At 67.5% G+C, this 18,206-nt stretch carries 19 protein-coding genes; 9 read left to right on the top strand and 10 right to left on the bottom strand.

The window, feature by feature from the left end; genetic code table 11:
• Nucleotides 1-9 precede the first annotated feature (9 nt).
• From NPJ82_RS03665 to NPJ82_RS03650, 4 genes are all read right to left on the bottom strand, one after another.
• The gene (locus NPJ82_RS03665) at nt 10-780 is read right to left on the bottom strand and encodes an ROK family protein (RefSeq protein ID WP_342658383.1); all 771 of its coding nucleotides are present in this window, start codon (nt 778-780) and stop codon (nt 10-12) included.
• A gap of 195 nt (nt 781-975) precedes the next feature.
• The gene (locus NPJ82_RS03660; RefSeq protein WP_342658382.1) at nt 976-1,689 is read right to left on the bottom strand and encodes an HAD family hydrolase; all 714 of its coding nucleotides are present in this window, start codon (nt 1,687-1,689) and stop codon (nt 976-978) included.
• A gap of 54 nt (nt 1,690-1,743) precedes the next feature.
• Nucleotides 1,744-2,967, bottom strand: a complete 1,224-nt coding sequence (locus NPJ82_RS03655; RefSeq protein WP_211368586.1) for a glycoside hydrolase family 27 protein — start codon at nt 2,965-2,967, stop codon at nt 1,744-1,746.
• A 234-nt stretch (nt 2,968-3,201) separates the two neighbouring features.
• Nucleotides 3,202-4,059 (bottom strand): glucose 1-dehydrogenase, encoded by an 858-nt coding sequence (locus NPJ82_RS03650; protein ID WP_112382066.1) that lies wholly within the window; start codon nt 4,057-4,059, stop codon nt 3,202-3,204.
• A gap of 183 nt (nt 4,060-4,242) precedes the next feature.
• Between NPJ82_RS03650 and NPJ82_RS03645 the strand changes: the two genes are divergently transcribed.
• Together NPJ82_RS03645 and NPJ82_RS03640 are read left to right on the top strand one after the other, a co-directional pair.
• Nucleotides 4,243-5,775, top strand: a complete 1,533-nt coding sequence (locus tag NPJ82_RS03645; protein WP_342658381.1) for a CoA-acylating methylmalonate-semialdehyde dehydrogenase — start codon at nt 4,243-4,245, stop codon at nt 5,773-5,775.
• A gap of 59 nt (nt 5,776-5,834) precedes the next feature.
• Complete coding sequence (locus NPJ82_RS03640) at nt 5,835-6,977, top strand: acyl-CoA dehydrogenase family protein (RefSeq protein ID WP_342658380.1); 1,143 nt, start codon at nt 5,835-5,837, stop codon at nt 6,975-6,977.
• 244 nt (nt 6,978-7,221) lie between these two features.
• On the opposite strand, the gene ftsH is transcribed toward NPJ82_RS03640, so the two are convergent.
• From ftsH to NPJ82_RS03610, 6 genes are all read right to left on the bottom strand, one after another.
• Nucleotides 7,222-9,189 carry an ATP-dependent zinc metalloprotease FtsH gene (gene ftsH / locus NPJ82_RS03635; RefSeq protein WP_149682163.1) on the bottom strand — a complete coding sequence of 656 codons (1,968 nt, stop codon included), beginning with the start codon at nt 9,187-9,189 and terminating at the stop codon, nt 7,222-7,224.
• Between the two features lie 132 nt (nt 9,190-9,321).
• The gene (gene tilS / locus NPJ82_RS03630) at nt 9,322-10,308 is read right to left on the bottom strand and encodes a tRNA lysidine(34) synthetase TilS (RefSeq protein ID WP_342658379.1); all 987 of its coding nucleotides are present in this window, start codon (nt 10,306-10,308) and stop codon (nt 9,322-9,324) included.
• A 93-nt stretch (nt 10,309-10,401) separates the two neighbouring features.
• A complete protein-coding gene (locus tag NPJ82_RS03625; protein ID WP_112382061.1) occupies nt 10,402-10,614 on the bottom strand; it encodes a hypothetical protein in 213 nt (70 codons plus the stop codon).
• Nucleotides 10,611-10,820: a hypothetical protein gene (locus NPJ82_RS03620; protein WP_112382060.1), complete on the bottom strand. Its 210-nt coding sequence runs from the start codon at nt 10,818-10,820 to the stop codon at nt 10,611-10,613. Before NPJ82_RS03620 ends, NPJ82_RS03625 begins: the two co-directional genes overlap by 4 nt.
• Nucleotides 10,821-10,873: 53 nt before the next feature.
• A complete protein-coding gene (fumC, locus tag NPJ82_RS03615) occupies nt 10,874-12,265 on the bottom strand; it encodes a class II fumarate hydratase (RefSeq protein ID WP_342658378.1) in 1,392 nt (463 codons plus the stop codon).
• A 121-nt stretch (nt 12,266-12,386) separates the two neighbouring features.
• Nucleotides 12,387-12,872 carry a ClpXP protease specificity-enhancing factor SspB gene (locus NPJ82_RS03610; protein ID WP_112382058.1) on the bottom strand — a complete coding sequence of 162 codons (486 nt, stop codon included), beginning with the start codon at nt 12,870-12,872 and terminating at the stop codon, nt 12,387-12,389.
• 87 nt (nt 12,873-12,959) lie between these two features.
• On the opposite strand from NPJ82_RS03610, the gene hisB reads away from it, so the two are divergent.
• The 7 genes from hisB (at nt 12,960) to NPJ82_RS03575 (ending at nt 18,132) form a co-directional block, all read left to right on the top strand.
• Entirely contained in the window at nt 12,960-13,547 is a 588-nt protein-coding gene (hisB, locus tag NPJ82_RS03605) for an imidazoleglycerol-phosphate dehydratase HisB (RefSeq protein WP_267347349.1), read from the top strand.
• Entirely contained in the window at nt 13,544-14,149 is a 606-nt protein-coding gene (hisH, locus tag NPJ82_RS03600) for an imidazole glycerol phosphate synthase subunit HisH (protein WP_112382056.1), read from the top strand. The genes hisB and hisH overlap by 4 nt, the downstream gene beginning before the upstream one ends.
• Nucleotides 14,146-14,880: a 1-(5-phosphoribosyl)-5-[(5-phosphoribosylamino)methylideneamino]imidazole-4-carboxamide isomerase gene (gene hisA / locus NPJ82_RS03595; RefSeq protein ID WP_267347348.1), complete on the top strand. Its 735-nt coding sequence runs from the start codon at nt 14,146-14,148 to the stop codon at nt 14,878-14,880. Before hisH ends, hisA begins: the two co-directional genes overlap by 4 nt.
• Nucleotides 14,877-15,638, top strand: a complete 762-nt coding sequence (gene hisF / locus NPJ82_RS03590; protein WP_342658377.1) for an imidazole glycerol phosphate synthase subunit HisF — start codon at nt 14,877-14,879, stop codon at nt 15,636-15,638. Before hisA ends, hisF begins: the two co-directional genes overlap by 4 nt.
• Nucleotides 15,639-15,805: 167 nt before the next feature.
• Nucleotides 15,806-16,123: a phosphoribosyl-ATP diphosphatase gene (locus tag NPJ82_RS03585; RefSeq protein WP_342658953.1), complete on the top strand. Its 318-nt coding sequence runs from the start codon at nt 15,806-15,808 to the stop codon at nt 16,121-16,123.
• Nucleotides 16,124-16,126: 3 nt separating this feature from the next.
• The gene (locus tag NPJ82_RS03580; protein WP_112382053.1) at nt 16,127-16,504 is read left to right on the top strand and encodes a histidine triad nucleotide-binding protein; all 378 of its coding nucleotides are present in this window, start codon (nt 16,127-16,129) and stop codon (nt 16,502-16,504) included.
• 92 nt (nt 16,505-16,596) lie between these two features.
• Nucleotides 16,597-18,132 (top strand): amino acid permease, encoded by a 1,536-nt coding sequence (locus NPJ82_RS03575; RefSeq protein WP_112382052.1) that lies wholly within the window; start codon nt 16,597-16,599, stop codon nt 18,130-18,132.
• Nucleotides 18,133-18,206: the final 74 nt, after the last annotated feature.

Raw genomic sequence — 18,206 nt, 5'->3', positions numbered from 1 at the left:
GAAACGCCCTCAGCGCGCCGGCAGCACCGTCTGCGCCAGCGCCAGCGTGCCGAGCGGCCCCGCCTGGTCGCCCAGTTGCGCGTGGACGATCCGGTTCGCCACCTGCGCGGCATCGACGAAGGGCAGATATCCGGCCAGTTTCGCCACCACCCGCTGCTGCACCATCGGCAACAGATGCTGCTGCCCCATGCCGACGCCGCCGCCGACCACGATCCGCCCGCACGCCAGCGTCAGGAACAACCCGACAAAGCTTTCCGCCAGCGCATCGGCGACAAAGGTCCATGCGGGGTCGTGCGCATCCAGCTCCTGCGCCGGCCGCCCCGCCCGCGCCGCGATCGCCGGACCGGACACCAGTCCCTCCAGGCAATCGCCATGAAACGGGCAAACCCCGGTAAAGCCGTCGCCCGGCATGCGCCGTACGCGGACATGCCCTGCCTCGGGATGCATCCGCCCCGATACCGGATGGCCGCCCGACACGATGCCCATGCCGACGCCGGTGCCGACGGTGACATAGACATGATCGCCCAGCCCCTTGGCCGCGCCCCAGAATCCTTCCGCCAGCGCCGCGCCGGTCACGTCGGTGTGGATCGCGATCCGCTCGCCAAAGCCTTCCGCCAGCGCGCCGCGCACATCCGCTCCGGCCCAGCCGGGCTTGGGCGTCGCCAGCATCCGCCCGTAATCGGCGCCATGGGCGTCCAGCGCGATCGGCCCGAAACTGCCGATGCCCAGCGCTTCGGGCGCATAGGCGTCACGCCATTCGGCCAGCTTGGCGGCCAGCACCCCAGCGTGGTGGCCGGATCGGTGGTGGGGAAGCGCTCGGACACCAGGATCTCACGTCCCCGGCCGATCAGCACGATCGACTTGGTGCCACCCAGCTCGACGCCGGCGACGATGCGATCGGCAGCTTCGGTCATTATTTTCTCCCAACCCCCATGATGTAATCGATTGTTGCGGTGCGCGGTACGACGGAGCGGGTCAAGGGGCTGTACGCCCCGCGCCGATCGCATCGATCCAGTCCGGCAGTTCGGCCAGCTTCGTCAGTTCGCGGAACCGCGGATGGTCGCTCGGCGCGCGGCCCTGTTCGTGCACCCACGCCCCCGGCTGCGGCACGAACGCCGCCCAGGCGCCCGCCTCCAGCGCGGGCAGCACGTCCGATCGCATCGAATCGCCCGCCATCACCGCGCGGGCCGGATCGATGCCATGGCGCGCGAACAGCCGGCGGAACGTGTCCGGCGTCTTGTCGCTGACGATCTCGATCCCCGCGAAACGGTCGCCCAGTCCCGAGGCCGCCAGCTTGGCTTCCTGGTGCAGCAGGTCGCCCTTGGTCACCAGGATCAGCCGCCCCCGCTCCGCCAGCCGGTCCAGCGTGTCCTCGATCCCGTCCAGCAGTTCCACCGGATGCGCCAGCAGCCGCCGACCCGCCGCCAGTATCTCGCCGATCGCCCGGACCGGCAGGCGGTCGCCCGCCAGTTCGATCGCGGTTTCCACCATCGACAGGGTAAATCCCTTCGCGCCGTAGCCATAGACGGACAGGTTGCGCATCTCGCACGCGTCCATCGCGGCCCGCGTCACCTGCGCATCGGCAAAGGGCTTGAGCAGCGCGAGCAACGCCGCCTGCGCTTCCTCGAAGTGGCGCATATTGTGCCACAACGTGTCGTCGGCATCCAGGCAGATGAGATCGATTGGCATGGCGCGGCCGTTAGATCAGAACGGCACGCCGGTCCATCGCAGGTCCGGTGGCGGTCACGGCTTCACCGTCACCATCACCACGCCGTGCGCCGGCACCTTGGCGGCGAAGCGCCCCGTCTTGCGGCCCAGCGAACGATGCGCCCACAGGTCGCGCACCTCGGCCCGCACCGCCTTGGTCAACCCGATCTCCGGCCAGTCGACCGCCATGTCCGCTGCCTGTTCCGAACGATTGAACAGGATCACCGCGCGGCTGCCATCCGCCAGCGGGCGTGCCCACACCTCCAGGTCGCCGTCGTCGCGCACCCGCCGGCCCTGTTGCCCCAGCGCATCCTGATCCACCGCGATCACCTCCCGGTTGAGCAGGATCGCACGCGTGTCCGCGCTCATCCCCACGATATCGTTCCCCGCGATCAGCGGCGCCGCCATCATCGCCCACAAGCTGAAATGCGCCCGATATTCCGTGTCGCTCATCCCGCCATTGCCGACCTCCAGCATGTCGGGATCGTTCCAGTGGCCGGGGCCGGCATGCGGGTAGAGCGGCTCGTTCAGGTCGATGATGTCGAGCAGGCCGATCGACCATTTCTCCCGGCCCTTCCAGGCATCACGGATGTCGGCGGACGTGCGCCAAAGATTGCCGATCTTCTTGCCCCATTCCCAGGGGCGGTTGTTGCCCCATTCGCAGATCGCCAGCACCACCGGCCGGCCGGTCGCCTTCAACGCGTCCGACATCAGCGCATAGGCTTCTTCGGCATTGCGCGTGCCGGTCGAGCACCAGTCATATTTCAGGTAATCGACGCCCCAGCGGGCATAGGTCAGCGCGTCCTGATATTCATGGCCCTGGCTGCCCGGCTTGCCGCCGCAGGTCTTGGCGCCCGCGTCCGAATAGATGCCGAACTTCAAACCCTTGGAATGAACATAGTCGGCCAGCGCCTTCAGGCCGGAGGGGAATTTCTCCGCGTTGGCGGTGATGAAGCCGTTCGCGTCGCGCTCGCCGTGCCAGCAATCGTCGATGACGATGTAGCGATAGCCCGCCTCCGCCATGCCATTGCTCGCGATCGCATCCGCCATCGCCCGAACCGTCGCCTCGTCGATACGGCACCCGAACTTGTTCCAGCTATTCCACCCCATCGGCGGCGTCAGCGCCAACCCGTTCGCCTTGCGATTGGGGTCGAGCGACGGCCGCAGCGTATTGGGATCGAGGAACTGGTCCTGTGCCGCGGCCGCACCACCGGTCATCAGCAACAGGGCCGCCATCGCATTCTTAAAGCAATTTGCCATTATTATCCCCTCCGCTGCGTGGTTTAGGCAGAGCCGCGGCGGGACACAAGGGTGGCAAAGTTGCCCGGCCGCATCATCCGTCAGGACGCTGCGGCCGGATCTGTTGCCTTGGATCGAATTCGATCAAACTTGGTCGCCCCCACCTTGCGCTGCTTCCAGCGTCTTTTCCCTCTCCCGCCGGGAGCGGCGCAGCCGCGAAAGGGTGAGGGTAAACGAAGGCGATCGAATTCCACTCTATAGGAAGGGGCGTCCGCCGGTCACCGCGATGGTAGCACCGGTGATGTAGCTCGCCTCGTCAGTCGCCAGCATCACATAGGGCGGCGCCAGTTCGGCGGGCTGCGCCGCGCGGCCCAGCGGCGTGTTCTCGCCGAATGTCTTCACCGCCTCGGGCGGCATAGTGGAGGGGATCAGCGGCGTCCACACCGGCCCTGGCGCGACCGCGTTCACCCGGATCTTCCGCTCGGCCAGCATCTGCGCCAGACCGGCGGTGAAATTGTGGATCGCGCCCTTGGTTGTGGCATAGGCGAGCAGCTGCTGGCTCGGCTGGTCGGCGTTGATCGAGGTCGTGTTGATGATCGACGCGCCCTCGCCCATGTGCGCGACCGCTGCCTTGGACAGGTAGAACATCGCATGGATGTTGGTGGCAAAGGTCTGCTGCCATTCCTCGTCGGGAATGTCCTCGATTGCCTGAAAGCTGCGCTGGTGCGCGGCGTTGTTGACCAGGATGTCGACCCGGCCGAACGCCTCCACCGCCTTGTCGATCACCGCGCGTGCCTGTGCCGGATCGCTGATGTCGCCAGGTACCAGCACCGCCTGCCGACCGGCTTCCTCGACCAGCCGCTTCGTCTCGGCCGCATCGTCATCCTCGTTCAGGTACGAGATCAGCACGTCGGCCCCTTCGCGCGCATAGGCGATGGCGACCGCGCGACCGATGCCGCTGTCGCCGCCGGTGATCACCGCCTTCTTGCCCTCCAGACGACCGCTGCCCTTGTAGCTGGTCTCGCCATGATCGGGGCGCGGGTCCATCGCATCGGTACGGCCGGGGATCGACTGCTGCTGTTCGGGATAAGGCGGCTGGGGACGGTCGGTCATGGGCAAGCTCCTGTATCTGCTCCCCTCCCCAATGGGTCGCAGCGCTCGACGTTCCCGCTCGCGAACCTGGGTTAACGACTTTTCCCCGGCCCGATGCCGTCATTCGAGACTTGCGTGGCCAAGCAATGAAATTACAACGGTCGCAAAGAGGCCCAACAGCCCACCGAAGCGAAGGAGAGTGTCATGCGCGTGATCGACCATGTGATCGCCGGTGCCGGCAGCGGCACCGCGGCGCCCCGCCACGGCGAGGTGTTCGACCCCAATAGCGGCCAGGTCCAGGCCCGCGTGCCGCTGGGCACCGCCGCCGATCTCGACCGCGCCGTCGCCGCCGCTCTTGCTGCGCAGCCCGGCTGGGCGGCCACCAATCCGCAACGCCGCGCACGCGTGATGTTCCGCTTCAAGGAGCTGGTCGAGCGCGAGATGGAGGCGCTGGCCCACCTCCTCTCCGCCGAACACGGCAAGGTCATCGCCGATTCGAAGGGCGACATCCAGCGCGGGCTGGAGGTGATCGAATTCGCCTGCGGCATCCCGCACGTCCTGAAGGGCGAATATACCCAGGGCGCCGGCCCCGGCATCGATGTCTATTCCATGCGCCAGCCACTGGGCATCGGTGCCGGCATCACCCCGTTCAATTTCCCTGGCATGATTCCGATGTGGATGTTCGGCGTCGCCATCGCGTGCGGCAATGCCTTCATCCTGAAGCCGTCCGAACGCGACCCGTCCGTCCCCGTCCGCCTCGCCGAACTGATGCTGGAGGCCGGCGCGCCCGAGGGCATCCTGCAGGTCGTCCACGGTGACAAGGAAATGGTCGACGCGATCCTCGACCACCCCGCCATCTCCGCCGTCAGCTTCGTCGGCTCGTCCGACATCGCGCACTATGTCTATCGCCGCGGTGTCGAGGCGGGCAAGCGCGTGCAGGCGATGGGCGGCGCCAAGAATCACGGCATCGTCATGCCCGATGCCGATCTCGATCAGGTCGTCGCCGATCTGGCGGGCGCCGCCTTCGGCTCGGCGGGCGAACGCTGCATGGCGCTTCCCGTCGTCGTACCCGTCGGCGAGCGCACCGCGGACGCGCTGCGCGAGAAGCTGATCCCGGCGATCGGGGCGCTCCGGGTGGGCGTTTCGACGGATGCGGACGCGCATTACGGCCCCGTCGTCAACGCGGCGCACAAGGCGCGCGTCGAGGGCTGGATCGCCAGGGGCGTGGAAGAGGGCGCAGAGCTGGTCGTCGATGGCCGCGGCTTCTCGCTCCAGGGCCATGAACAGGGCTTCTTCATCGGCCCCTCGCTGTTCGACCATGTCACGCCCGCGATGGACAGCTACCGCGAGGAGATCTTCGGTCCCGTCCTCCAGATCGTCCGCGCGCCCGATTTCGAAACCGCGCTCCGCCTGCCGAGCGAACATCAGTATGGCAACGGCGTCGCCATCTTCACCCGCAACGGCCATGCCGCGCGCGAATTCGCAGCGCGGGTCAATGTCGGCATGGTCGGCATCAACGTGCCGATCCCCGTGCCGGTCGCCTATCACAGCTTCGGCGGCTGGAAACGCTCCGCCTTTGGCGACGTCAACCAGCACGGGATGGAAGGCGTCCGCTTCTGGACCAAGGTGAAGACGGTGACGCAACGCTGGCCCGACGGCTCCGCGCTGTCCACCGGCAGCGAGGATGGCGGGCCGTCGCGCGTGCAGGACGCGTTCGTCATTCCGACCATGGGATGACGCCGATCCCTCCAGCGCCCACCCCCCGGTAACCATCCGATCGCCCGAACAGGACCGCCATGACCGACCAGTTCCAGTTGACCGACGAGCAGCGCGAGATCCAGGACCTCGCCCGCCGCTTCACCGCCGACCGCATCACCCCCTTTGCCGCCGAATGGGATGAGAATCACATCTTCCCGCGCGACACGATCAAGGCGGCCGCCGAGTTGGGCTTCGCCGCCATCTACGTGTCGGAAGAGTCGGGCGGCATCGCGCTCGGCCGGCTGGAGGCGGCGCTGATCATGGAGGCGATGGCCTATGGCTGCCCCTCTACCTCGGCCTTTATCTCGATCCACAACATGGCCTCCTGGATGATCGACCGTTACGGCGACCCCGATCTGAAGGCGCGCTACCTGCCCGATCTGGTCACCATGGACCGGCTCGCCAGCTATTGCCTGACCGAGCCCGGATCGGGCTCGGACGCGGCCGCGCTCAAGACGCGCGCGGTGCGCGACGGCGACGATTATATCGTCACCGGCTCCAAGCAGTTCATCTCCGGCGGCGGCGAGAACGAGGTCTATGTCACCATGGTCCGCACCGGTGAGGAGGGCCCCAAGGGCATTTCCTGCCTGGTGATCGACAAGGACATGCCCGGCGTCTCGTTCGGCGCGAACGAACGCAAGCTTGGCTGGCATTCGCAGCCGACGCGCCAGGTGACGTTCGATCAGGTTCGCGTGCCCGTCGCCAACCGCGTCGGCGCGGAGGGAGAAGGCTTTCGCATCGCGATGACGGGCCTCGACGGCGGCCGCCTCAACATCGGCGCCTGTTCGCTGGGCGGTGCGCAGCGCTGCCTGGACGAAGCGATCACCTATGTGAAGGATCGCAAGCAGTTCAACAAAGCCATCGCCGATTTCCAGGCGACGCAGTTCACGCTGGCCGACATGGCGACCGAACTGGAGGCGTCGCGCGCGCTGCTCTACCTCGCCGCCGCGAAGGTCACCGCCGACGCACCCGACAAGACCCGCTTCGCCGCCATGGCCAAGCGCCTCGCGACCGACACCGGCTCCGCGGTCGTCGACCGCGCGCTGCAACTGCATGGCGGCTATGGCTATCTGATGGATTATCCGATCGAGCGCTTCTGGCGCGACCTGCGCGTTCATTCGATCCTGGAGGGCACGAATCAGGTCATGCGCATGATCGTCGGGCGGGATCTGTTGCGCTGAGACTCCAAACCCCTCTCCCCTCCGGGGAGAGGGAGGGGCCCAGCGCGCAAGCGGTGGGAGGGTGAGGGGCAGACCAGCAGTGGAGCGCTGCTTGGCACCCCCTCACCCTCCCCACGGCTAAAGCCGCGGGTCCCCTCCCTCTCCCCGGCGGGGAGAGGGCAAAAACCTCAAAGACATCTCATAAAAGAAAAAGGCCGCGGGTCCCTCCGGAACCGCGGCCTTTCTCCCATCAAAGCCGAACCGCTTACGCCCCCAAGGGACTCGGCGAACCGAACGGCCCGCTCGGCCGCCGCGTCTTCGGGATCGACGTCCCCGCCTTGGCGATCGTCACCTTCTTCGTCGAAGGATCGGGACGATCCAGATCGTCACCGGCGATCAGCGTCTTGATCTCGTCGCCCGACAACGTCTCGTATTCCAGCAGCGCCCCCGCCAGCAGGTGAAGCTGGTCGACATGGTCGGTCAGCACCTGCTTGGCCTTGGCCAGACCGCCCTCGACGATGGCGCGGATCTCGTCATCGATCAGCTGCTGCGTCTGGTTCGACATCCGTACCGGCTGCGACGACGAATATCCCAGGAAGGATTCGCCCTCGGGCTGCGAATATTCGACCGGACCGACCTTGTCCGACATGCCCCATTTCGTGACCATGTCGCGCGCCAGACCGGTGGCATACTGGATGTCGCCAGACGCGCCGGAGGACACCTTGTCATAGCCGAAGATGATCTCTTCGGCGACACGGCCGCCCATCGACACCGCCAGGTTCGCGTACATCTTGTCGCGGTGATAGCTGTACGAGTCGCGTTCCGGCAGGCGCATCACCATGCCCAGCGCGCGGCCGCGCGGGATGATCGTCGCCTTGTGGATCGGGTCGGAGGCAGGCTCGTGCAGCGCCACGATCGCGTGACCGGCCTCGTGATAGGCGGTCATCCGCTTTTCGTCGTCGGTCATCACCATCGAACGCCGCTCGGCGCCCATCATCACCTTGTCCTTGGCTTCCTCGAACTCGGCCATCGCGACCAGCCGCTTGGACTTGCGCGCCGCCATCAGCGCCGCCTCGTTGACGAGGTTGGCGAGATCGGCGCCCGAGAAGCCTGGCGTGCCGCGTGCGATCGTGCGGGCATCGACGTCGGGCGCCAGCGGCACCTTCTTCATGTGCACTTCGAGGATCTTGACGCGACCATCGATATCCGGGCGCGGCACCACGACCTGACGGTCGAAACGACCGGGACGCAGCAGCGCGGGGTCCAGCACGTCGGGACGGTTGGTCGCCGCGATGATGATGATGCCCTCGTTCGCCTCGAAACCGTCCATCTCGACGAGCAACTGGTTCAGCGTCTGCTCGCGCTCGTCATTGCCGTTGCCGAGGCCGGCACCACGATGACGGCCGACCGCATCGATTTCGTCGATGAAGACGATGCACGGCGCGGACTTCTTGGCCTGCTCGAACATGTCGCGGACGCGGCTCGCGCCGACGCCGACGAACATCTCCACGAAGTCCGAACCCGAGATGGTGAAGAACGGCACGCCCGCCTCACCCGCGATGGCGCGGGCGAGCAGCGTCTTGCCGGTACCCGGCGAGCCGACCAGCAGCGCCCCCTTCGGGATCTTGCCGCCGAGGCGTGCGAACTTCGACGGGTCCTTCAGGAACTCGACGATCTCCTGCAATTCCTCGCGCGCCTCGTCGATGCCGGCGACGTCGTCGAAGGTGACCTTGCCTTCCTTCTGCGTCAGCATGCGCGCACGGCTCTTGCCGAAGCCCATCGCGCCGCTCGCGCCGCCGCCCTTCTGCATCTGGCGCAGCACGAAAAAGGCGATGCCCAAGAAAAGCAGGAACGGCAGCGCGTTGTAGATCATCAGCATCCACACCGAGGGACCCTCATCCACCTTGGCGGTGAAGGTCACGCCCTTTTCGCGCAGGCGCGGGATGAGTTGCGAGTCCTGCACCGGCGTCGTGCGGAACGCCTCGCCGGAGGACAGCGTGCCGGTGATCGATTCGCGCGAGATCACGGCGTCCTTCACCGTGCCCTCATCCACCTTGTCCAGGAAGGTTGAATATTCGATCTGGTTGCCACGCGCGGTCGCGGTCCGGCCGTCGAACATCGTCACGAACAGGGCCAGGGCCAGCAGAATGCCCACCCAGACCAGCAGGCTTTTCATCCAGGGATTGCCCCCACCATCATTGCCGGGGCCAGGCTGCTTGTCGTGGTCGCTCATCGGTGCGTGATACCTTTCCGACTGCCAAGATAGGCGCGGCCCGGTTAATGGCAATGGAACAACCCCGATCAATGTGATCGCCGGGCGCATAAGGGCGTCGAATGGCCCGAAATACCGGCGGCTGCGCCCTGGTCAGCCGGTTCGCCGCGGCGGCGCCGGGCGGAAGCGCCACATGTCGCCCCGCGCACTGCCGATCACGCCCGCCTGCGTCGCCCGCCGCCCCTCGGCCAGACCGTCGAGCAACGCCTCGATCTGCGCCGATTCGCTCCATGGCGGCGTCGTGATGCCCGCCGCCTCGCGCACCGTGCCGATCGCCCGCCGCACCAGCCGCCGCGTCACCTCACGCGGCAATCCCGCCGCCAGCAGCCGCACATTGTCCCCATCCACCTGCGCCCGCTCGCCCCAGAACCATTCGACCGTCGCGCGGATGTCGCCGTCCGCCTCCGCCAGCAACGCCGCGGCGCGCGCCAGATGCGGCGGGTCCAGCCACTCGTTGCGGTCCAACAACTGGCGAAAGCGGGTCCGGTCGTGTCGCGGATCGGCATTGGCGGGATCGTCCACGAACGGCGCCTCGGCCCGGCGGACGATCGCGCGCAACTCGGCACGTCGCCATTCCAGCAGGGGCCGCACCACCACGATCCCGGCGATCACCGTCCGCGCGCGCACCCCCGACAGGCCCGACAGCCCCGATCCGCGCGCCGCGCGCATCAGAAACGTCTCCGCTTGATCGTCGACATGATGCGCGGTCGCGATCGCCTCGGCCCCGATCGCCCGCGCATGCTCGGCAAGGAGCGCATAGCGCGCGGTGCGGGCCCGTGCCTGGATGCTGGAGCCGGCGATCGGCTCGGGCGGGACCAGCGTCGTGTGGGGCACGCCCAGCGTTTCGCACAGCCTGGCCACCATCGCCGCCTCCGCCGCCGCTTCGGGTCGCAGGCGATGGTCCACCGTCGCCGCCCTGATCCGCCCCGGCATCGCCGCCGCCGCCAGCAGCAGCATCGCCATGCTGTCCGGACCACCGGATACCGCCAGCAGCACGGTGGCCGGCCGGTGATTCAGCGCGGCGGTCAGGTCGGCTGCAAAGCGCGCTTCCTGCGCGGCGGCCGTGGCATCGGGGGACATGGATCGACTCGGGGATCTACTGGAGGAGAAACGCAAAACGGGTGCGCCCCGTGGCGCACCCGCTTTCGTTTCGCAAGTCCGTGTCGACCGGCATCAGTAGCGGGGCGGCACGCCCTGCTTGCTCATGCGGCGGCGGTCATAGGCCTTCTTCGCCGCATACCCGCCACCCAGCACCAGACCCAGCGGACCCAGCCGGCGCATGCCCCCGGCGACGATCGCGCCCAGTGCCGCACCCTTCAGTCCGCCCGAGCCGTCACGCCGGCTCATCTCGCGCCCGACCAGCGCGCCAACAATCTTACCGATCATGCCACTTCTCCAAAAACCTTGTCCTTCAGTTCACCGGCACCGCGCAGCACGGCCCAGCCGACCGCGTAGGTGATGGCGATGGGCACGACGACCTTCAGCACATTGGCGGTGATCGCGCCGATCAGCGCCCCGTCCGCGGCGCTGTCGTCGCCGCTCATGCTGTCGATCGCTCCCCCGACCAGCGCGCCTATCGTTGTTGCACCCATGTAAACGATCTCCTTTGTGCAAAGATGTTCGGGCCGGCGGATGGTTCCCGCGCCTATCGCCCGATCATCGCCTCGGGACGCACGACACGGTCGAAGGTCGCCTCGTCGACCAGCCCCAGTTCGAGTCCCGCCTGCTTCAGCGTCTGGCCCTGCTGGTGCGCATGCTTGGCGATCTTGGCGGCATTGTCGTACCCGATCTCGGGCGCCAGCGCGGTGACCAGCATCAGCGAACGATCGACCAGTTCGCCGATCCGCTCGCGATTGGCGGTCATCCCCTCCACCGTCCGCTCGGCAAAGCTTTCCATCGCCACGCTGAGCAATGCGATCGAGCGCAGCACCGCCGCCCCGATCAGCGGCTTGAAGACGTTCAGCTCCATATGCCCCTGCAGGCCACCGATGGTGACGGCGGTGTTGTTGCCCATCACCTGCGCGGCGACCATCGTCATCATCTCGGCCTGGGTCGGGTTGACCTTGCCCGGCATGATCGAGCTGCCGGGCTCGTTGGCCGGCAATTCCAGTTCGCCCAGGCCGGAACGCGGCCCCGACCCCAGCAGCCGGATATCGTTGGCGATCTTGGTCAGCGCCACCGCCAGGACGTTCAGCGTGCCGTGCAGGTCGACCAGCCCGTCATTCGATGCCAGCGCCTCGAACTTGTTGGGCGCGGTAACGAACGGCAGGCCGGTCAGTCCGGCGATCTCCGCGGCCACCGCCTCGGCGAACCCGGCCGGCGCGTTCAGCCCGGTGCCGACGGCCGTGCCCCCTTGCGCCAGCGGCATGATGTTGCGCTCCAGCGTGCCGGCGATCCGGTCGCGCGCATTGGCGAGTTGCTGGACATAGCCGGAGAATTCCTGGCCCAGCGTCAGCGGCGTCGCATCCTGCAAATGGGTACGCCCGATCTTGACCAGATCGTCCCATTCCGCCGCCTTGCCCGCCAGCGCGTCGTGCAGCCGGTCGAGTGCCGGATAAAGCTGCCCCGTCACCGCCAGCGCGGCGGCGACATGCAGGGCGGTCGGAAAGGTATCGTTGGAGGATTGGCCGCGATTCACATCGTCATTGGGATGCACCGGGCTCTTGCCACCGCGCGTGCCGCTCAGCACTTCGTTGGCGCGGCCCGCGATCACCTCGTTGGCGTTCATGTTGGACTGGGTGCCGGACCCCGTTTGCCAGATGACGAGCGGAAACTGGTCGTCCAGCTTGCCCGCCACCACCTCGGCCGCCGCCGACTCGATCGCCTCGGCCTTTGCCGCGTCCAGGCCATGCCTGCGGTTCACCCGCGCCGCCGCCTGCTTCACGATGGCGAGCGCCCGGACGATCTCCACCGGCATCCGCTCGCGCGGGCCGAAGGGGAAGTTTTCGAGGCTGCGTTCGGTCTGCGCGCCCCAATAGGCGTCGGCGGGAACGTCGATCGGGCCGATCGAATCGGTTTCGGTGCGGGTCTGGCTCATGCCACGGGCTACGCGGCTGGCCCCGAAAGGGTTCCCGTCTAAAGCCCTCTCCCCACCGGGGAGAGGTTTGGGTGAGGGGATGCCAAGCAGCGCAACACTGCTTGCCCCCCTTACTTATCGATCACTTCTTCCGCTTGAAGTCCACCGCAACGACGTTGCTGCCATCCTCGACCGGCGTGGCGACGGGGCCGTCATTCTCCGCCTCGTCATGCGGCTCGGGACCGTCGTTCGGCCCCTCGGTCGCCTGAAAGCGCAGTTCGAAATTCACCGCCGGATCGTGGAAGCCGGTGATCGCCGAATAGGGAATGTTCAGCTTCGACGGCACCTGGTTGAAGCTCAGCCCCACCGAGAAGCGCGAGTCGTCGACCAGCAGGTCCCAGTAGCGATTCTGCAGCACGATCGTCATCTCGTCCGGGAACCGGTCGATCAGCCGCTGGGGGATATCCACCCCCGGCGCCTGCGTCTTGAAGGTGATGTAGAAATGGTGGTCACCGGGCAATCCGCCGGCCGCCGCCACGGACCCGAGCACGCGGCCCACCACGGCGCGCAGCGCCTCCTGCACGATTTCATCGTACGGAATCAGGCTGTCTGGCAATCCATCGGTCATGCCCCTTGGACTAGCGGGGTTTGGTGGCGGGTCAAGATTGCTTGGGCCCAAGATTGCATGGAACGCGCCGTAGGGTATGGGGCAGGCATGCGCACCGCCACCGTCCACCGCGCCACCGCGGAAACCGCCATCGACGTGACCGTCAACCTCGACGGGACCGGCCGCTATGCCAACGAAACCGGCATCGGCTTTCTCGACCACATGCTCGACCAGCTTGCCCGCCACTCGCTGATCGACCTGGAGGTGAAGGTCGCGGGAGACCTGCATATCGATGGCCACCACACCACCGAGGATGCCGGGCTGGCGATCGGACAGGCCTTCGCCAAGGCGCTGGGCGACAAGCGCGGCATCCGCCGTTACGGCGAGGCCCTGTCGCCGATGGACGAGACGCTGACCCGCATCGCGCTCGACATTTCCGGGCGGCCCTGGCTCGTCTGGAACGCGACGTTCACCGTCCAGTCGCTCGGCACGCTGCAGACCGAGATGATCGAGCATTTCTTCCACAGCTTCGCGCAGGAGGCGGGCATCACCCTCCACGTCGACCTGCTGCACGGCCACAACAACCACCACATCGCCGAAAGCCTGTTCAAGGGCCTGGCGCGGGCGCTGCGCATGGCGGTGGAGATCGACCCGCGCAAGGCGGACGCCGTCCCCTCGACCAAGGGCGTGCTGTGACGCTGGCGCTGATCGATATCGAATCGGGCAACCTGCATTCGGTGGAAAACGCGCTGCGTGCCGCCGGCGCGACCGATATCGTCATCACCGCCGACCCGGATGTGGTGGCAAGGGCGGACCGCATCGTCCTGCCCGGTGTCGGCGCGTTCGGGGCATGTGCGGCCAATCTCCGCCGGGTCGACGGGCTGGAGGAAGCCCTGCGCACCGCCGCACTGGACCGCGCCCGCCCGTTCCTCGGCGTCTGCGTCGGCATGCAGTTGCTGGCCGACGCCGGCGAGGAAATGGGCACGCATCGTGGACTCGGCTGGGTTCCCGGCCGCGTCCGGCGGCTGGAGCCCGGCACGATGGCGGCCAAGGTGCCGCACATGGGCTGGAACGACGTGGTGCCGACCACCGGCCACCCGCTCATCGTGCCCGGCGAGGCCTATTTCCTGCACAGCTATGCCTTTGAGGGCGAGCATGTCCTCGCCACCACCGACCATGCCGGTCCGGTCACCGCCGCGATCGGCCGCGACACGGTGATCGGCGTGCAGTTTCACCCCGAGAAGAGCCAGCGCTACGGCATCGATCTTCTTTCCCGTTTCCTGGAGTGGCAACCGTGAGCCTGATCGTCTTTCCCGCCATCGATCTGAAGGGTGGCCAGGTCGTCCGCCTCGCCGAAGGCGATATGGACCGTGCCACCGTCTATGGCGACGATCCCGCGCACCAGGCCGAATTGTTCGCGGAAAGCGGCGCGCAGCATCTCCATGTCGTCGATCTCGACGGTGCCTTTGCCGGCAGGTCGGTGAACGGCGACGCGGTGCGCGGCATCGTGTCGCGCTTTCCGGGCCATGTGCAACTGGGTGGCGGCATCCGCACGCCCGAAAGCGTGGAGCAATGGTTCGATCTCGGCGTGTCGCGCGTCGTGATCGGTACCGCCGCGCTAGAAAACCCCGATTTCGTCCGCGACATGGCACGCGCCTTCCCCGGCGGCATCGTCGTCGCGGTCGATGCCAGGGACGGCATGGTCGCGACCAAGGGCTGGGCGGACGTCTCCACCGTCACCGCCACCGACCTTGCCCGCCGGTTCGAGGATGCCGGCGTCGCCGCTTTGCTCTTCACCGATGTCGGCCGCGACGGGCTGCTCAAGGGCTGCAATGTCGAGGCAACGGTCGATCTCGCGCGCAGCGTCGACATCCCCGTCATCGCCAGCGGCGGCGTCGCGGGGATCGGCGACATCCACATGCTCGCCGTTCATCACCGCGATGGGGTGGAAGGCGTGATCACCGGCCGCGCGCTCTACGACGGCCGGCTCGACCTCGCCGCGGCGATCAGCGTGGCGAACGCGGCATGACGGTTCGCGCACGCGTCATCCCCTGTCTCGACGTGGCGAACGGCCGCGTCGTCAAGGGCGTCAACTTCGTCGACCTGATCGATGCGGGCGACCCGGTCGAACAGGCGCGCGCCTATGACGCCGCCGGTGCGGACGAACTCTGCTTCCTCGACATCACCGCCAGCCACGAGGCACGCGGCACCATCCTCGACGTTGTACGCCGCACCGCTGCGGTCTGCTTCATGCCGCTGACCGTGGGCGGGGGCGTCCGCTCCGCCGACGATGCCCGCGCGCTGCTGCTCGCAGGCGCGGACAAGGTCGCGGTTAATTCCGCCGCGGTCACCCGCCCCGAAATCGTCGCCGACATCGCCGAACGCTTCGGCAGCCAGTGCTGCGTCGCCTCGATCGACGCGCGGCGGACGGAGGACGGCTGGGAGGTGTTCACCCATGGCGGCCGGCGCGCGACCGGGATCGATGCGGTCCAACACGCGCTGCGCCTCGCCGACCTTGGCGCTGGCGAATTGCTCGTCACCTCGATGGACCGCGACGGTACACGCGGCGGCTATGACCTCGACCTGATCCGCGCCATCGCCGACCGCACCAGCGTTCCCGTCGTCGCCTCGGGCGGGGTCGGCACGCTGGACGATCTGGTCGCGGGCGTCCGCGACGGCCACGCCTCGGCGGTCCTCGCCGCCTCGATCTTCCATTTCGGCGAGGCCACCGTCGCCGACGCCCACCGCGCGCTTGCCGCCGCCGGCGTACCGGTCCGGACGCACTGAATGGGGTCTACGGCGCAGGCTCCGGTCCATCCACCCAGAACGCACCCCGAACTCTCCGACCTCGCGCTCTTCGCCTGCGCCGTTGCCGCGATCTGGTTCGTCCGCCGCCGCCTGCGCGGACGCCGCCGGGATTGACCGCGCCCGCCGCAGCCGCCACCACGGCCGCCATGGACGCCTTCCACCGCCTCGAAGCCACCATCCGCGACCGGCGCACCGCCGACCCCGCCACCTCCTACGTCGCCAGCCTCTTCGCCAAGGGCCGCCCCAAGATCGCGCAGAAGCTGGGCGAGGAGGCGGTGGAAACGGTGATCGCCGCCATGGCACAGCCCGACAAGCTCGTCTCCGAAGCGGCCGACCTGATGTTCCACCTGTGCGTGCTGCTCGCCGACGCCGGCCTCGACCTGAACGATGTCCGCGCCGAACTCGACCGCCGCGAAGGATTGTCCGGCCATGCCGAAAAGGCCGCGCGTACCAAGGGAGCCTGACCGATGCCGATCGACGCCACCCAGCCCTATGACGACGGGAACATCTTTGCGAGGATCCTGCGAAACGAGATCCCGTCCAGCCGCGTGTACGAGGATGAATGGGCCGTCGCCTTTCACGACATCGCACCCGTCGCCCCGCAGCACATCCTGGTCATCCCGCGCGGCGCTTACGTCTCGTGGGATGATTTCACCGCCCGCGGTTCCGACGCGGAGATCGCCGGCTTCGTCCGCGCGGTCGGCCATGTCGCGCGCGAGGCCGGGCTGGTGGCGCCCGGCTACCGCCTGCTGGCCAATATCGGCGGCGATGCCGGGCAAGAAGTGCCGCATCTTCACGTACATATCTTCGGCGGCCGGCCACTCGGGCCCATGCTGGCGCGATAGGGATTGCGCGCAATAAAATTGCAGCTAACCTACGATCCCATCCAAGACCACGGGCGCACACGGTGCCCGGCTCCCCGGGGGGATTTAAGTACATGATTTTTGGGCGCGTTAAGCCTTTGGACGCCATTTTGGCGACCGCCGAGAAGCGAGGCCTCGAACGCACGCTCGGCGCCTTCCAGCTCACCATGCTGGGCATCGGTGCAGTGATCGGCACCGGCATCTTCGTTCTGACGTCGGAGGCCGCGCAAAAGGCGGGCCCCGGCATGATGATCTCGTTCGTCATCGCCGGGTTCGTCTGCGCGGTGGCCGCGCTCTGCTATTCCGAACTCGCCTCGATGGTCCCGGTCGCCGGGTCCGCCTACACCTATACCTATGCCGTGATGGGCGAGCTGCTCGCCTGGATGGTCGGCTGGGCGCTGATCCTGGAATATGCGGTCGGCGCCTCGGCGGTGGCGGTCGGCTGGTCCGGTTATGTCGTCGGGCAATTGCGCAACCTGTTGGGCATCGACATTCCGATGGAATGGGTGAACGGCCCGTCCGCGGGCGGCTATGTCAACCTGCCGGCGATGATCATCACCGTTCTCGTGACCTGGCTGCTGGTCGTCGGCACCACGGAGAGCGCACGCGTCAACGCGGTGCTGGTCGCGATCAAGGTGGCCGCCCTCACGCTGTTCATCGTGCTGTCCATCCCGATGATGAACGTCGAGAATTTCCAGCCCTTCATGCCCACCGGCATGGTCGGCGTGGCGGGGGCCGCGGCCTCGATCTTCTTTGCCTATGTCGGCTTCGACGCGGTCTCCACTGCGGCGGAGGAAACCAAGAACCCGCAGCGCAACGTGCCGATCGGCCTGATCGCATCGCTGCTCTTCTGCACCATCTTCTACATCCTGGTGTCGGCCGGCGCGATCGGATCGCCGCTGGGCGCGCAGCCGGTGCGCGATGCGGCCGGAACGCTGCTCGCCCCCGGTTCGTCCGAGATCGCCGCCCGCTGCCAGGCGCTGGTCGCGGGCGGTGCACTGGAGCCCCTGCCCTGCTCGCGCGAGGCGCTGGCCCATGTGCTGCGCACCTTCGGCTGGGTGAAGATCGGCAACCTGATCGGCCTTGCCGCCACGCTGGCGCTGCCCTCGGTCGTGCTGATGATGATGTTCGGCCAGACCCGCGTGTTCTTCACCATGGCGCGTGACGGCCTGCTGCCCGACAAGCTCGCCTCGGTGCACCCGCGCTACAAGACGCCGCACGTCGTGACGGTTGTCACCGGCATCGCCGCCACCATCGCCGCCGCCTTCCTGCCGGTGGGCAAGCTGGCCGATTATTCCAATTCGGGTACGCTGTTCGCCTTCTTCATGGTGGCGATCTCGGTGCTGGTGCTGCGCAAGGTCGACCCGACCCGCCATCGCCCCTTCCGCACCCCCGCCATCTGGATCGTCGCCCCGCTCGCGATCGTCGGCTGTCTGTACCTGTATTTCTCGCTGCCGCTGATCGCGATCTTGGTGCTGCCGGTATGGGGCGCGCTGGGGCTGCTCATCTATTTCGGCTACAGCCGCCGCCGCAGCTATGTCGGCCGCGGGATCATCGACGTGGTGGACGACCCCGCGATGCAGCCGGAGATCGCCAAGCCGCTCGACTGACGACTAGGTCGATCGACGCAAAAAGGGGCCGGGGGAGCGATCCTCCGGCCCCTTTTTCGTGGGACCACCCCTGA

The sequence above is a fragment of the Sphingomonas sp. NY01 genome (assembly GCF_038809135.1).
GTDB classification, from domain to species: domain Bacteria; phylum Pseudomonadota; class Alphaproteobacteria; order Sphingomonadales; family Sphingomonadaceae; genus Sphingomonas; species Sphingomonas carotinifaciens.
Note: the sequence above shows the minus strand (reverse complement) of the source record. Positions and strands in the feature narration are given on the sequence as shown.

What these genes read in the sequence shown, in the direction of transcription:
- NPJ82_RS03660 (WP_342658382.1), bottom strand. Translation starts at nt 1,689, where the DNA reads ATGCCAATCGATCTCATCTGCCTGGATGCCGACGACACGTTGTGGCAC.
- NPJ82_RS03655 (WP_211368586.1), bottom strand. Translation starts at nt 2,967, where the DNA reads ATGGCAAATTGCTTTAAGAATGCGATGGCGGCCCTGTTGCTGATGACC.
- NPJ82_RS03650 (WP_112382066.1), bottom strand. Translation starts at nt 4,059, where the DNA reads ATGACCGACCGTCCCCAGCCGCCTTATCCCGAACAGCAGCAGTCGATC.
- NPJ82_RS03645 (WP_342658381.1), top strand. Translation starts at nt 4,243, where the DNA reads ATGCGCGTGATCGACCATGTGATCGCCGGTGCCGGCAGCGGCACCGCG.
- NPJ82_RS03640 (WP_342658380.1), top strand. Translation starts at nt 5,835, where the DNA reads ATGACCGACCAGTTCCAGTTGACCGACGAGCAGCGCGAGATCCAGGAC.
- ftsH (WP_149682163.1), bottom strand. Translation starts at nt 9,189, where the DNA reads ATGAGCGACCACGACAAGCAGCCTGGCCCCGGCAATGATGGTGGGGGC.
- tilS (WP_342658379.1), bottom strand. Translation starts at nt 10,308, where the DNA reads ATGTCCCCCGATGCCACGGCCGCCGCGCAGGAAGCGCGCTTTGCAGCC.
- NPJ82_RS03625 (WP_112382061.1), bottom strand. Translation starts at nt 10,614, where the DNA reads ATGATCGGTAAGATTGTTGGCGCGCTGGTCGGGCGCGAGATGAGCCGG.
- NPJ82_RS03620 (WP_112382060.1), bottom strand. Translation starts at nt 10,820, where the DNA reads ATGGGTGCAACAACGATAGGCGCGCTGGTCGGGGGAGCGATCGACAGC.
- fumC (WP_342658378.1), bottom strand. Translation starts at nt 12,265, where the DNA reads ATGAGCCAGACCCGCACCGAAACCGATTCGATCGGCCCGATCGACGTT.
- NPJ82_RS03610 (WP_112382058.1), bottom strand. Translation starts at nt 12,872, where the DNA reads ATGACCGATGGATTGCCAGACAGCCTGATTCCGTACGATGAAATCGTG.
- hisB (WP_267347349.1), top strand. Translation starts at nt 12,960, where the DNA reads ATGCGCACCGCCACCGTCCACCGCGCCACCGCGGAAACCGCCATCGAC.
- hisF (WP_342658377.1), top strand. Translation starts at nt 14,877, where the DNA reads ATGACGGTTCGCGCACGCGTCATCCCCTGTCTCGACGTGGCGAACGGC.
- NPJ82_RS03585 (WP_342658953.1), top strand. Translation starts at nt 15,806, where the DNA reads ATGGACGCCTTCCACCGCCTCGAAGCCACCATCCGCGACCGGCGCACC.
- NPJ82_RS03580 (WP_112382053.1), top strand. Translation starts at nt 16,127, where the DNA reads ATGCCGATCGACGCCACCCAGCCCTATGACGACGGGAACATCTTTGCG.
- NPJ82_RS03575 (WP_112382052.1), top strand. Translation starts at nt 16,597, where the DNA reads ATGATTTTTGGGCGCGTTAAGCCTTTGGACGCCATTTTGGCGACCGCC.